The sequence below is a fragment of the Lysinibacillus sp. NPDC096418 genome, assembly GCF_044762775.1.
GTDB lineage: Bacteria > Bacillota > Bacilli > Bacillales_A > Planococcaceae > Lysinibacillus.
On sequence record NZ_JBIWEY010000037.1, the window covers coordinates 30,158 to 42,649 of the forward strand.

13 protein-coding genes and 1 pseudogene are annotated in these 12,492 nt (G+C 36.6%); 4 read left to right on the forward strand and 10 right to left on the reverse strand.

All coding sequences use genetic code 11. From position 1 onward, the window contains the following. Window positions 1-41: 41 nt before the first annotated feature. The 8 genes from ACIQZG_RS20475 to ACIQZG_RS20510 all read right to left on the reverse strand — a co-directional run bounded on the left by ACIQZG_RS20475 (window position 42) and on the right by ACIQZG_RS20510 (window position 7,229). Window positions 42-1,223, reverse strand: coding sequence for a DUF3221 domain-containing protein (locus ACIQZG_RS20475; RefSeq protein ID WP_402757338.1), 1,182 nt, complete (start codon window positions 1,221-1,223; stop codon window positions 42-44). Then, window positions 1,216-1,722, reverse strand: coding sequence for a sigma-70 family RNA polymerase sigma factor (locus tag ACIQZG_RS20480; protein WP_402757340.1), 507 nt, complete (start codon window positions 1,720-1,722; stop codon window positions 1,216-1,218). Before ACIQZG_RS20480 ends, ACIQZG_RS20475 begins: the two co-directional genes overlap by 8 nt. Window positions 1,723-1,924: 202 nt before the next feature. Beyond that, the gene (locus ACIQZG_RS20485; protein WP_402757342.1) at window positions 1,925-2,146 is read right to left on the reverse strand and encodes a hypothetical protein; all 222 of its coding nucleotides are present in this window, start codon (window positions 2,144-2,146) and stop codon (window positions 1,925-1,927) included. A gap of 10 nt (window positions 2,147-2,156) precedes the next feature. Beyond that, complete coding sequence (locus ACIQZG_RS20490) at window positions 2,157-3,239, reverse strand: LolA family protein (protein WP_402757344.1); 1,083 nt, start codon at window positions 3,237-3,239, stop codon at window positions 2,157-2,159. Window positions 3,240-3,256: 17 nt separating this feature from the next. Beyond that, the gene (locus tag ACIQZG_RS20495; protein ID WP_402757346.1) at window positions 3,257-4,684 is read right to left on the reverse strand and encodes a HAMP domain-containing sensor histidine kinase; all 1,428 of its coding nucleotides are present in this window, start codon (window positions 4,682-4,684) and stop codon (window positions 3,257-3,259) included. Beyond that, the gene (locus ACIQZG_RS20500; protein ID WP_402757348.1) at window positions 4,681-5,379 is read right to left on the reverse strand and encodes a response regulator transcription factor; all 699 of its coding nucleotides are present in this window, start codon (window positions 5,377-5,379) and stop codon (window positions 4,681-4,683) included. Before ACIQZG_RS20500 ends, ACIQZG_RS20495 begins: the two co-directional genes overlap by 4 nt. A 197-nt stretch (window positions 5,380-5,576) precedes the next feature. Next, window positions 5,577-6,593: an inorganic phosphate transporter gene (locus ACIQZG_RS20505; protein ID WP_402757350.1), complete on the reverse strand. Its 1,017-nt coding sequence runs from the start codon at window positions 6,591-6,593 to the stop codon at window positions 5,577-5,579. Between the two features lie 15 nt (window positions 6,594-6,608). Further along, window positions 6,609-7,229, reverse strand: coding sequence for a DUF47 domain-containing protein (locus ACIQZG_RS20510; protein WP_402757351.1), 621 nt, complete (start codon window positions 7,227-7,229; stop codon window positions 6,609-6,611). Window positions 7,230-7,589: 360 nt separating this feature from the next. On the opposite strand from ACIQZG_RS20510, the gene ACIQZG_RS20515 reads away from it, so the two are divergent. Further along, window positions 7,590-8,357, forward strand: coding sequence for a sulfite exporter TauE/SafE family protein (locus ACIQZG_RS20515; protein WP_402757353.1), 768 nt, complete (start codon window positions 7,590-7,592; stop codon window positions 8,355-8,357). A 296-nt stretch (window positions 8,358-8,653) separates the two neighbouring features. After that, window positions 8,654-10,036: a Na+/H+ antiporter NhaC gene (gene nhaC, locus ACIQZG_RS20520; RefSeq protein ID WP_402757355.1), complete on the forward strand. Its 1,383-nt coding sequence runs from the start codon at window positions 8,654-8,656 to the stop codon at window positions 10,034-10,036. Between the two features lie 48 nt (window positions 10,037-10,084). Here the strand turns inward: nhaC and ACIQZG_RS20525 are convergent, their stop codons facing one another. After that, the gene (locus tag ACIQZG_RS20525) at window positions 10,085-10,207 is read right to left on the reverse strand and encodes a hypothetical protein (protein WP_402757357.1); all 123 of its coding nucleotides are present in this window, start codon (window positions 10,205-10,207) and stop codon (window positions 10,085-10,087) included. Between the two features lie 173 nt (window positions 10,208-10,380). On the opposite strand from ACIQZG_RS20525, the gene ACIQZG_RS20530 reads away from it, so the two are divergent. Then, window positions 10,381-11,151: a class I SAM-dependent methyltransferase gene (locus ACIQZG_RS20530; RefSeq protein ID WP_402757359.1), complete on the forward strand. Its 771-nt coding sequence runs from the start codon at window positions 10,381-10,383 to the stop codon at window positions 11,149-11,151. A gap of 185 nt (window positions 11,152-11,336) precedes the next feature. Here the strand turns inward: ACIQZG_RS20530 and ACIQZG_RS20535 are convergent, their stop codons facing one another. Further along, entirely contained in the window at window positions 11,337-11,843 is a 507-nt protein-coding gene (locus tag ACIQZG_RS20535; protein WP_402757361.1) for a DoxX family membrane protein, read from the reverse strand. Between the two features lie 256 nt (window positions 11,844-12,099). Here ACIQZG_RS20535 and ACIQZG_RS20540 point away from each other — a divergent pair. After that, window positions 12,100-12,327: pseudogene (locus ACIQZG_RS20540) on the forward strand (IS1595 family transposase); the annotation flags it as partial. Between the last annotated feature and the right edge of the window lie 165 nt (window positions 12,328-12,492).

Consider the following 12,492-nt stretch of genomic DNA (forward strand, 5'->3'; position numbering starts at 1 on the left):
ACTAAAAAACAAGCCTCTCCGTAAGAGACTTGTTGTGAACTCTAGATACCTAACAATCCTTTTAATCGGTCCGAACTTTTGTCACCAAGATTAACTTCACCATACTCTAGTGCATATAAGCGGAGTGTCTTGGCATGAGTAACCCATACGTCCACCCGTACTTTGTCTAGCATAAATGAATAGTCAGGAGGTCGAACGATACTAGCTTTATCTTGTTTCCAATTTAGTTGTTGCAAAAATTGCGCAACATCATTAGTATTTTGCAGCGTAAGCTTTGTTGTGATAGTAGGATCCACAATTGTCATACTATGCAGTAAGCCATAGCGTTCAATGTTGCTATTTTCTGAAACCGAACTCGATGATGAAACCTCAACATAGTCTCCCGTTTTTACCGAAACCCCCTCTTCTACTGGATACCAGGTTGCATTCGCGTATTTTTCAATGATTTCTTTAACCGATAATTGTTCCAATTCTTCTGGAATAGCCCCTTCAACAAATAAAAAGGCATTATCTTCGACTTCAACAATAGTCCCTACAAAGGGTGAGCTATACGGAATATTCACATAATGTTCCAAGCCGAGTTCTTCTTGAAAAGACTGTGCCTCTTCAGTAAAATGCTTATTAAAGTATCGGATCGCATCTTGTTCAGCTATTTGCTGTACCATCGTTTGAGGAAAAGTTGGATATCTTTCCTTATATAAATTTATTAACTTCTTTTCCGCAACAAACATCGGTAACATCGGCTCAATGTACGTAGCAAAATATTTATCTACCCCATTGTCTTTGAACACTGCATATATAGGGGTATCAGGTAAGTCTTGAAGCTCCTTGTAGCGCTGGAACTTCTCTGCTGCTATCTCCTTTACTGTACTCTCAAATCCAAGAAACTGTGCATAATAATAGGACGCTAGTTTTTGCTCATATCGTGCATAAGCATTCTCCAATTTTAACTCCTCGTTAAGATACATGATGCGCTCTAAATCCTTAAAGTATGTTAGCTGTGTATCGTTAAATAATTGCGCCATCTGCTTCGAGTCCTTCTCTACCAACTGCACTACGATAAAACTAACTAAGCATAATGTTACAACTACACTCATTGTCATAAATCGAAGTGGTTTTTTCAACTTGGGAGCATGTTGATGGCGTACACGTTCCTTAATACGCGCTTTACTATTAGTCATATCTCCCGCGACTTTCACCAGTTCTTTTTTGACATCATTCATGCATCAACACCTCCCATTCTTCTTGTTTTAAAAATGGCTTCAATGCTTCACGAGCTCTCCTTAGCCTTGTTTTAACCGTATTTTCAGGGATACCTAGTGTAGTCGCAATTTCTGCAACCTTCATTTCCTCATAATAATAAAGCAATATTGGTTCTCTATATTGAAGTGGCAGTTTAATAATCGCAGCACCAATTTGCGAACGTTCTTCTGCCTCTACGAGTGCATCCTTATGTTTTTTTGCACGCATGGGGAATAATTTCTCTTGTAAGATAATTTTTTTATAATGCCAGCTCTTTAAGTAATCTTTACTTTTATTGATTGTTAATGTCGATAAATACGCACGCAAAAGCCCTCGTTCCTCATATGCTTGCGACGAAAACTTAATAAAAACTTCCTGCACAATATCCTCTGCAACTTGCCGATCTTTTACATAAAAATAAGCTAAACGCAGTAAATGCTCCGCATGATCATCGATGATTTTTTCAAGAATATCGTTCACCTCCCCCTCCTATAATATTAACGATTCCCACGCTTCCACCGTTTCACAATAAAAAAGGAGCCCCTTGTAATGAGGCTCAACAATAAACTAGCTAATCAACATTTTATTCAAGTTTAGCTCTCATCTACCCTACCATGTTAAAATCCACTCCGCTTTCACGAGTGGATTTTAACGACTAGGTCGCGTTTAATAAAATAGTCTGTTATATTATCCGCTTAAGTGCGATTTCGTATAACGCGACAACAAGTAAACCACCGATCACCGGCGTGAGTGAACTAAAACTCATCCTAAATCCACCCTCACTACTTTCAGATAACAACTGAAATTGTAGCCACTCTATATTATACGTCTCACCAACGCCGTACAAAAATATCGTGCTAAATAAAAATAAAGCTAAACATTTTACAAAGCCACCTTTTTGCATGTACCTCACCTCACTGAACAATACTCATTTTTTCTGTATAAGCGAGCAAATCCTCCACAGTTAGGTCTTTATTTTCTGCCATGATGCTGTATTGATAGCCATTTTCTTGCCAGTTAATAAGACGGAAATCTCCTTGTTCTATTCGTGTACCCTTTTTACCACGCACTTCTATTTCCTTTTCCATCAGCGTTTGTTCTCCACCAAATTCTGTATAATTGCCGACAATTTTAAAGACCGAAACACTAAAGGCAGGTAGATCATCCTTTACATACGTAATCGCAAACTCTGGGCGTTCTTCTACACGCATATCTTCAAACTTTATTGCCTGCAAACCATCTGCTTCAGGAACCATTAAAAATTCACCAAGTTTTTCTTTTAGTACTTCTAGTGAAACTTCTTCTGGGAGATTATCTTCTAAGTTCACTTCTTCAATAGTTGCATCTTTAGGAATATCCAGTATAAATTTTGTATCGTCTATCTTGATATCAGTGTCCATTTTTGTATATTCAGTCGTCATTTTGTTGCCAAAACTGATAGTTGTCATTTTTAACGTTTGCCATGTTTTCTTATCAATCCATATATCTAAATCGCCAAATAAAGTATCTGCTTTTTTTGTTTTTGCTACGATATGATAGGTATCACGCCCCGCAATCTTTTCTTCATTTGCAATTGAAATAGTATGCGTATCCTTCACCATGTTTAGTGTCATTTCCGCTTGTTCTTTAGGTGATTGGCTGTTTAAACCCTCTAACTGTTCTTCTGGTAATTCCATTTTCAGCACATGATTTTTCACTACATCAAAAGAGATCGTGTGTACACCATCATAAACTGTAATATTATGCTCTCCATCTTCAGTTGTCATTTCAATACGACGTTTACCATCCTTAGTCCACTCTTTCACTTTTGCAAGACCACCAACTTCACCCATATCCATAGTATATTCACCGTAATATGAACTAATTGCTTCCGTTTCCTGTAATACTTGTGCAATGACTTCCTGCGGTGAAAACGGAGATTCCGTATTACACGCAAAGAGTCCTATAGATAATGTCGCAACTAAACCAGCTGCACGTAGTGAGTTTTTCCATTTCATTTTTATTATCTCCTTTGTTATGGAAGCCAGCAAAGTACAGCTGTCCCAATACCATCTTGTGACACCATCTCTACTGTCCCTCCATGCTTATTTACAATTTGTTTCGCAATATTTAAACCAAGCCCGGATCCCCGCTGTCCAGCCTTTGTACGCGCATCATCTGCTTGATACATCGGTTCAAATAACTTTGCAATTTCCTGTTCTTTCACTCCTTGCCCACAATTTTGGACAATGATATACATGCCATCACGCTTTGTTAATGCTAATTTCACAAAGTCAAAGCACCACTTTGGGACATCTCCTGCGTTTACAGCAGCTAATCCAATGACACTTCCTGGTTCACCGTAACGCCAAGCATTACTCATCAAGTTATCAATTACACGTTGTAACTGTTTCGGGTGAACTGCATATATACCTTCTACTTCGCACATGACATCTAGAGCAAAGCCTCTATTAATACAAAGTGGCTCATATTCAGATAAAGCCATTTCAAAAAACTCAGCGCCCTCTACTTCAACAAGTTCTAAATCATAGCTTGTTGATTGCAACAATGTATACATGAGTAAGTCTTCTAGCATTTGTTTCATTAGAGTAGACTTTTTTAAAATGACTTGTCGATATTCACATTGCTCTTCAACAGTTAACTTCTTGTTTTGCAAGCTTTCTGCATAGGTTTGAATGGCTGTTAACGGCGTTTTTAAATCATGTGAGATACTAGCAATCATCAATTCTTTTTGTTCCTGCTCTTTCTTTAATAGTGTACGCGAAGCTTCAATTTCCCTTTGCATGGCAAAAAAGGTTTGTGCAACCTCACCAATTTCGTCCTTTCGTACACTAAAATCAGATTTCACATCTTCACCTTTAGCAAAAGCACGCATTTGTTGCATCAGCTCTTGTAATGGTCGATTCAACTTACTCTGAAGTAACCAAATTACTATGCCATAAATTAAGATAAATAATGTAATTACTCCTCCAATCACTAGGAATGAACGTCTTTCAACCTCCTGCACCCAATCCGTACGAACAAGTTGTACCTCATATAGCCCTACAAGTTCACCCTTTTGATAGATAGGCTCTTTATATGTAAAAGCGTTATACTTTTTCTGAAATTCAAATAAATCTCTGAACAGGTCATCTTTCGAAATAAAAACTGAAGACAATGGATTTGAACTATAATAAATAAAACCGTTTTGCGAGTACAGTGAAATTCCCACCTGATCACTACTAAGTGCTTCTACAGCGCTAAAATCATTATTTTTGTTGTACAATGTTGGATCATCTAGCATTACTTTTAGCGCCTCTAGTTCAGTCCACTTCTCGAGATATTCTGCGACATTTTTGTCTTGGTAGTAGGTATTGATCCACACATATAAACCGTAAACACTGCCAATTGGTAAAATCATCACAATGAAAAACGTGATTAGTAGCCAAAATTTAATTTTCATAGTGATTCTCCGATAAAACGATAGCCTTTGCCCCATACAGTTTGAATATAATGTGGTGTTTTTATAGAGTCCTGCAGCTTCTCACGTAGTGCCTTAATATGCACGGTTACCGTATGTGTATCTTCAAGCCCTGCCTGTTGCCAAACGTGCTGATATAATTCTTCCTTTGTAAACGTTTGGCCCGGATTTTTCGCCAATAGTTTTAAGAGAGCAAATTCCTTTTGAGTCAGGGAGATTTCTCCATCCTTCAAGGTTACAATTTCCTTTTGCCAATTGATGTTTAGACCATGCTCAAAAAACGAGCTATCCTCATTTATCTCTTTTTTGTTATAGCGATTCCAACGACGTAAATGTGATGCCACACGCGCCTTCAATTCCTCTAAGCTGAAAGGTTTTGCTAAGTAATCATCAGCCCCTTGTAAGCCTTCCACCTTATCCGCTTCTTCCTCACGGGCACTTATCATGATGATTGGTAATTCACTTTGCCAGCGTATATTTTGACACACTGTAAGCCCATCCATTTCTGGCAGCATCCAATCGACAAGTACTAAATCAAAACCATCAACTTGAAAATCCGCTAATCCTTCAAGTCCAGTTGTTGCCCAAGTAACAGCATAGCCCTCTTTTGTCAGTGTATCTTTTACGATACGCCCAATCGCCGCATCATCCTCAATTAACAATATCTTCTCTCCCATGTTTTTTCCTCCTGCACTTACCTTACTATGTATACATGCTGATTTTCTTAACTTTACACTTTCTTTATTTTTACCATAGTGGGCATTTTAAGCAATAAAAAGTGCAAATTTGAGTTTATCCATCACTTATCCGATTCTCCTCTACTATTGCTGAATAAAAAAAGGAATGCACGCAATTGTGCATTCCTTTATATCCATTAAAAGAATAAGCTTAATATAAAGTAAATGGAAGCTGCCATAACGGCTGAGATTGGCATTGTGATTACCCAAGTTGTCACAATTTTACGTGCCATGCCCCATTTAACACCTTTCACACGGTGTGCTGTACCAACACCCATTATAGATGATGAAATAACGTGAGTTGTTGATACTGGTAAGTGGATTAATGTCGCCCCGAAGATAACAGTCGCAGATGCTAAATCAGCTGCTACCCCGTTAACTGGGCGAATCTTCATAATCTTACCACCAACTGTTTTGATGATTTTGTAACCACCAATAGAAGTCCCAAGACCCATCGCAGTAGCTGCAGCTAAACGAACCCAAAATGGGATATCTTCGCCTTGGTGCAAGCCACCAGCTATTAATGCTAGCGTAATAATACCCATCGCTTTTTGCGCATCATTTGTACCGTGCGTAAAAGACTGAAGGGCAGCTGTGAAAATCTGCGTCGTTCGGAAACCTTTATTCGTTCTATATAAGTTCAAATCTTTAAATGCTACTTTAAAAATGGACATCATCAAGAAACCTGCTCCAAACGCTAATATTGGTGAGAAAATAAGTGCTTGAATAATTTTAATAAAGCCTGTGTAGTTTAACACGTTAAAGCCCGCAGCTGCAATTGCAGCACCGGCAACTGAACCAATTAATGTATGTGATGAACTTGACGGAATTCCAAAGTACCATGTTAACAAGTTCCATGTGATGGCCGAAAGTAAAGCCGCTAGAATTACGACTGAACCTGTAATATCACCATCAAAGGCATTTAAACTGAACGGGTCTACAATGTCCTTTGTTAATGCTTTGGCAACCCCAACGAACGTAATCGCTCCAACAAAGTTCATTATAGCCGCCATAAAAATTGCTTTACGTGGCTTTAATGCACGTGTAGATACGGACGTCGCAATCGCATTGGCTGTATCATGGAAACCGTTGATAAAATCAAATACTAATGCGAAAACAACGACTAATATAGTAATGAGTAAAATCGTATTCATCTAGTACACTCCATTTTATGCGTTACGCATAATTATTGTTTCAATTGTATTTGCTACAGTTTGGCAGATATCTGCAATTTCTTCAAATTGTTCGTAAATATCTTTGAATACAATAAGACGCATAGGATCTTTTTCTTGAATAAATAATTGCTTCATTGAAGAGCGGAAAATTTCATCACATTCACGTTCATAATCTTTAATTTGAATTGCGTGTTTACGCATTTCGACTAGTTTCTTTTTGTTCAGTAATTCCATTGCAAGTACCATTTCATCTGTACTCTTTGCAATGTATGTTAAGAATTGACGCATTGGCTCAGTAACTTCTGTTAAGTTGTACATATCAAAATGCGCAATACAACCCTCCATACCGTCAATTACATCATCTAATTTGTTTGCTAATGAAAGAATATCCTCACGCTCGATCGGCGTCATGAAAGATTTATTCAGCATCACGATTAATTCGTGAATAAGAGAATCGCCATCAGTTTCATATCGTTTCATTGTCACATTAATTTCTTTTAGTGCATCAATGTCGTGAATACGTGCGTTATGTGCATAGTAAATTCCTTCATTGACATTTTTCGCAATTTTTAGTAACGCCTGAAAAAATGGATCTTGCTTATTTGACTTGAACATGGTGTTCCTCCAGTTGAATAGGTTTTTATCGAATAACGAGACAATCATAACAAATTCCTAACATAAGTCTACAGAACTTTAAACATAAAAAAACAATTTTACAATACTGTAATATAAAAATCGTCACATTTATAAAACATCATGTAGATTTTTCCATTTCATTGAATTTATGCTAGTATAAACATTACTTTTGCTATGAAAACAAACATTTTCTATAGGAATTTTCAATAAAAACACTTCTTTATAATTCTGTCAAATGTTAAGGGATTGTAAACTTTTCTTCTCGAAATCTGCATATTACATTGTTATTTTTTACCGTACACAGTACGCTTAGTAAAAAAAGGATGCGAGGCGATTCATATGAACATTGATTTACTATCTCTAGCAATACTACTATTTTTCGGATTCATCGCTTCCTTTTTGAATGCGATTGTAGGTGGTGGTGGCCTTATTTCATTACCAGCGCTTATGGCAATTGGTTTACCACCAAGTACTGCCATTGCAACTAATAAACTTGCTAATACAATTAGTAATGGAACAAGTATGCTTACATTTTTTCGAGCGGGAAAAGTAGACTTTACAAAAATACGAAAAATCCTTCCATTTATTTTCATCGGATCGTTAATTGGTGCTTACTCGGTACACCTCGTATCACCTACTATTTTAAAACCGCTAATGTTAGTTATGCTCGTACTTGTAGCAAGCTATACGATTTGGAAAAAGGATTGGGGTCAAGATCCTGAGCAAAAAGTACTTAATACAACTAAAAAAATACTATTTTTGGTCACTTTTGCGGCAATAGGCTTTTATGATGGTTTCTTTGGTCCTGGCACTGGTTCATTTTTTATCTTTGTCTTTTTAATGATGGGCAATGATTTTTTACAAGCTGCTGGCAATGCGAAAGCATTTAATTTCACATCAAACTTAGCTGCACTTATGATGTTCTTAGCTTTAGGTGAAGTCAATTTTTCATACGGACTTCCTATGGGCTTTATTATGATTTTCGGTGCGATTTTAGGTTCGAAATTCGCATTAAAGCGTGATGCTACAATGATGCGTTATATTTTTATTGCGGTCACTTGTACATTAATCTTAAAAAATGCATGGGATTATTTCGGCGCACATTAATAATTTAATATGGACACAATTTTTTTCTTTGCAGAGAGATTCGTTCGATTGAGGAATGTTCCGTTTGTGGGCGTAGTAATCCGTTCCATTCAGGAATGTTCCATTTCATTGAGAGTGTGATACATTCTATCGAAGTAAACTTTTTAATGATAAATTTTGAGTGTAATCTCTTACTTTCCCCTCTCAAAATCTATTAAATAAATTAAATTTTCAGTTAATTGACTTAATTTTATAGCATGTTATAATACTTTTAGACTTCAACGCATTGAAGCGCAAAAGTGTTTAGGAGGATCATCATGTTTCGTATTGCAGCAAAGAGCAATCCTCGTTTTCTTGAGGCTTGCATCATTACATTATTAATTATTATTACAATGGGGATTAGTATTAGTTTTTTGAAAGCCACACCCCATATTCCAATTGTCCTTGTAATTTCTTTATTAATAGCTTATGGACTTATAAAAAAAGTTTCATTTCGAGATCTTGAAGCAGGCATGATTGCAGGTGCAAGTGCTGGACTTGGCGCTGTTTTTATTTTCTTCTTCATCGGCATTTTAATATCTAGTTGGATGATGGGCGGTACAATTCCAACACTCATTTACTACGGTTTTTCAACTGTGTCTCCTAGCTTTTTCTTTGCTATTGTTTTTTTAGTGTGTAGCATTGTCGGTATTTCAGTAGGTAGTTCACTTACGACAGTCGCAACAGTTGGGGTCGCATTTATCGGCATTGCAAGTGCAATGGATATCTCATTAGCGATTACGGCTGGTGCCATCGTTTCAGGTGCATTCTTTGGTGATAAAATGTCACCTCTTTCAGATACAACAAACCTAGCATCAGGCACAGTTGGCGTTGATTTATTCGAACATATTAAAAACATGGGCTGGACGACAATTCCTGCCTTCGTAATTTCCTTTGTGTTATACGCAATTCTTTCACCAACAGGTACAGGCGCTTCTTTTGAAACAGTCGAACAGTTTAAAGAAGGCTTACTTGCAACAGGGCTTGTCCATTGGTATACATTATTGCCACTTGTAGTACTTGTAATTATGACGTTTTACAAGGCACCAGCGCTTATTTCTCTTGCAGTTGTTTCAATCATTGGTATTGGACTTGCTTACGTGAATGAACCTATTGCCCTATCAAGCGTATTCGATATGTTGTTTAACGGTTATAAATCTGCAACTGGTATCGAAGAAGTAGATGCCCTTCTTACACGTGGCGGTATGAATAGTATGTTATTTACTATAGCATTAGTATTACTAGCTTTAACTATGGGTGGGTTGTTGTTCACACTCGGGATTATTCAAAGCCTATTAGCGAAAGTAGAAAGTCTTTTCACTAGTGCAGGCTCTGTTATTACAGGTGCAGCTGTTACTGGTATTGGTGTTAATACACTTGTCGGTGAGCAGTACCTATCAATTTTACTAACAGGTGAAGCATTTAAAGCACAGTTTGCAAAAGTTGGCTTGGCACCGAAAAACTTATCACGTGTTATGGAGGATGCGGGAACAGTCATCAATCCACTTGTTCCATGGAGTGTATGTGGTATTTTCATTACAAGTGTACTTGATATTCCAACAATGACTTACCTACCCTTCACATTCTTCTGCCTACTCGGTCCGATTTTAACAATTGCATTTGGATGGTCTGGTAAAACATTAACAAAACTTGAAAAGTAAATAAAAATGCCTACAGTGGGTTAGCTCCCTTTGTAGGCATTTTTTATTTTATCCTAACCAATTATTCACATAAGCAATAACTCCCAGAACCGCACCTATTGAAGCACCAAAAAACACTGAAAATAGCATGCGTCCATTCCTATCTTTACTTTTCATTTGTATTTCGCTCATTTCATAATCCCCTTTCATTAATTTGTATACGAAACATCCAAAATAAAGTTTCAATATTCAGTTTAACAAGCGAATTATTTGTAACATATTCCAATTCGGAATCAAAACAGCTATTTTTCAGCATTTTCGCTCTCTCAATCTCTTTGTTATGCTCATACAAAGGAGATGAAGAAATGATGAAAACAAAATGGAATGCTAGTTTATATGATCAAAAGCACGACTTCGTTTCAAAATTTGGAGAAAACTTAGTCGACGTTCTTGCTCCAAAGGAAAAAGAAATGATATTAGATGTCGGCTGTGGTACAGGGGATTTGGCACATGAAATCGCAACCCGCGGAGCCATCGTGCTTGGAACCGATTTTTCACAGGATATGATTATTGCTGCACAACAAAAATATCCAACAATTGAATTCAAGACACAGGATGCTGCAGCTTTGGACTTTACCAATCAATTCGATGCCGCTTTCTCAAATGCAGCCCTCCACTGGATGAAGCAACAAGACAAGGTTATCCAAAATATTTACAATGCATTAAAACCAAATGGTCGCTTTGTCGCAGAAATGGGTGGACAAGGTAACATCGCTTCCATTGTTGGTGCCCTGCAACAAAGCATGTTTGCCCTAAATTTCCCATATATTGAAGACTACTTCCCCTGGTATTTTCCATCAGTTGAAGAGTATCAAACACGATTAGAAAGTACTGGCTTCACTGTCGAAACAATTTATTTATATGAACGCCCTACACCGCTTCAGAGCGAAGATGGCCTAAGAAATTGGCTTAAGATGTTTAGTCATAATATATTGCAACATTTATCCGATGTTGAGAAAGAACAAGTCTATACAAAATGTGAAGAGCTATTAAAGCCAACATACTATCATGGGGACGAATGGGTTGCTGATTATTGGCGTTTACGATTTGTTGCTTATAAAAAAGATGTGAAATAATACTTACTTACAAATAGTAGATGGTCCATAAGTTAACCTCTTATATCATATTAGCGGTGGTTACTTTGAATTTCGAACAACTAATGCCCTTACTCGAAGATGTTAATAGAAAAAGTTAGGAAAAATAATAATAGAGCTGTCAAGATGACAGCTCTATTATTTGATATCCAATTTATAATTGCTAATTAAGCATTTTGTTTGTTTGTTTGTTTTTTCTTGAATACATTTGTTCTAAGCCATGGAAGTACCCAACGATCTCCACCAATGCGTCCTGCATTTGCCCCCGCTACCAGGATGAAAAATTGAACTAAAATAAATGTTGCGTTTGTCGAAACAGTACCACCAAAGAAAAACATGAAATTCATTAATAAACCAAAGAATGCTGCTGTAGTAGTAAAAATACCTAAAATAAGGCCTAAACCTATTAATAACTCACCCCATGGAACTAATACATTAAAAAGCTCTGCATTAGGTAGAGCGAAATGTTCAATAAAATAATTGTACACCGGATAAACAACCGCACCATCCGCTCCCTTTACTGGGTTAGCTACTATATTTGTTAGATAACCTGTAGATTCGAATCCTCCATTGATTTTGCCCATCCCAACAGTAACCCACTGATATCCGATATATAATCTTAGAAATAAAATAAAATATGAAGCATACACATTGGTACGTAACCAGTTCATCATTCAAAATTCCTCCTTATTTTGTATATTAGTATCTCGATATTGAGGTGTTACTGAGCGGATTATACTGTAATAGCACCAATAAAATAATATCAAAATAGTATCAGACAATTTTTATCCACATTATTATGGCATTTTTATAAACAAATTATTAATATATCGAAAGTTAACTATTTTTATACTTTAGAAAAAAAACTCAAAAATAAGATAATTAAATATTTTTAGAGATATTTTTACAAACAAAATATCGATCTACACCAAAGGCATATTTCATATACAGCATGTTAATAACTTCCATATTCGTTTAAAAACTTGGATGGAACGTTTCCATGGGGTTGCAACGAAATATCTGGATAACTACTTATTTTGGTTTCACTGGCTTGAATTAGGGAAAAATGTAGCATTTTAAAATCGTGTAGAACAAATGCTTATTTCGGCGTGTCAAAAATCAAATTACAGGACTGTTCAGATGTTGAGGAGTACATAAAAAGACCTCGATACGAGGTCTTTTTATCACTTTTTAATAGAGTCACTAATAAAAAGCTCATCTACTGTGGTATGAACTGAACCCTATAAAGTAGACAGTTTAATAAAAGACCATTTGCTACATTAAACAGCGATTAAATGACTTCGGTATGCTGCCGGAGTCATT

What these genes read in the sequence shown, in the direction of transcription:
- ACIQZG_RS20475 (WP_402757338.1), bottom strand. Translation starts at nt 1,223, where the DNA reads ATGAATGATGTCAAAAAAGAACTGGTGAAAGTCGCGGGAGATATGACT.
- ACIQZG_RS20485 (WP_402757342.1), bottom strand. Translation starts at nt 2,146, where the DNA reads ATGCAAAAAGGTGGCTTTGTAAAATGTTTAGCTTTATTTTTATTTAGC.
- ACIQZG_RS20490 (WP_402757344.1), bottom strand. Translation starts at nt 3,239, where the DNA reads ATGAAATGGAAAAACTCACTACGTGCAGCTGGTTTAGTTGCGACATTA.
- ACIQZG_RS20495 (WP_402757346.1), bottom strand. Translation starts at nt 4,684, where the DNA reads ATGAAAATTAAATTTTGGCTACTAATCACGTTTTTCATTGTGATGATT.
- ACIQZG_RS20500 (WP_402757348.1), bottom strand. Translation starts at nt 5,379, where the DNA reads ATGGGAGAGAAGATATTGTTAATTGAGGATGATGCGGCGATTGGGCGT.
- ACIQZG_RS20505 (WP_402757350.1), bottom strand. Translation starts at nt 6,593, where the DNA reads ATGAATACGATTTTACTCATTACTATATTAGTCGTTGTTTTCGCATTA.
- ACIQZG_RS20510 (WP_402757351.1), bottom strand. Translation starts at nt 7,229, where the DNA reads ATGTTCAAGTCAAATAAGCAAGATCCATTTTTTCAGGCGTTACTAAAA.
- ACIQZG_RS20515 (WP_402757353.1), top strand. Translation starts at nt 7,590, where the DNA reads ATGAACATTGATTTACTATCTCTAGCAATACTACTATTTTTCGGATTC.
- nhaC (WP_402757355.1), top strand. Translation starts at nt 8,654, where the DNA reads ATGTTTCGTATTGCAGCAAAGAGCAATCCTCGTTTTCTTGAGGCTTGC.
- ACIQZG_RS20525 (WP_402757357.1), bottom strand. Translation starts at nt 10,207, where the DNA reads ATGAGCGAAATACAAATGAAAAGTAAAGATAGGAATGGACGCATGCTA.
- ACIQZG_RS20530 (WP_402757359.1), top strand. Translation starts at nt 10,381, where the DNA reads ATGATGAAAACAAAATGGAATGCTAGTTTATATGATCAAAAGCACGAC.
- ACIQZG_RS20535 (WP_402757361.1), bottom strand. Translation starts at nt 11,843, where the DNA reads ATGATGAACTGGTTACGTACCAATGTGTATGCTTCATATTTTATTTTA.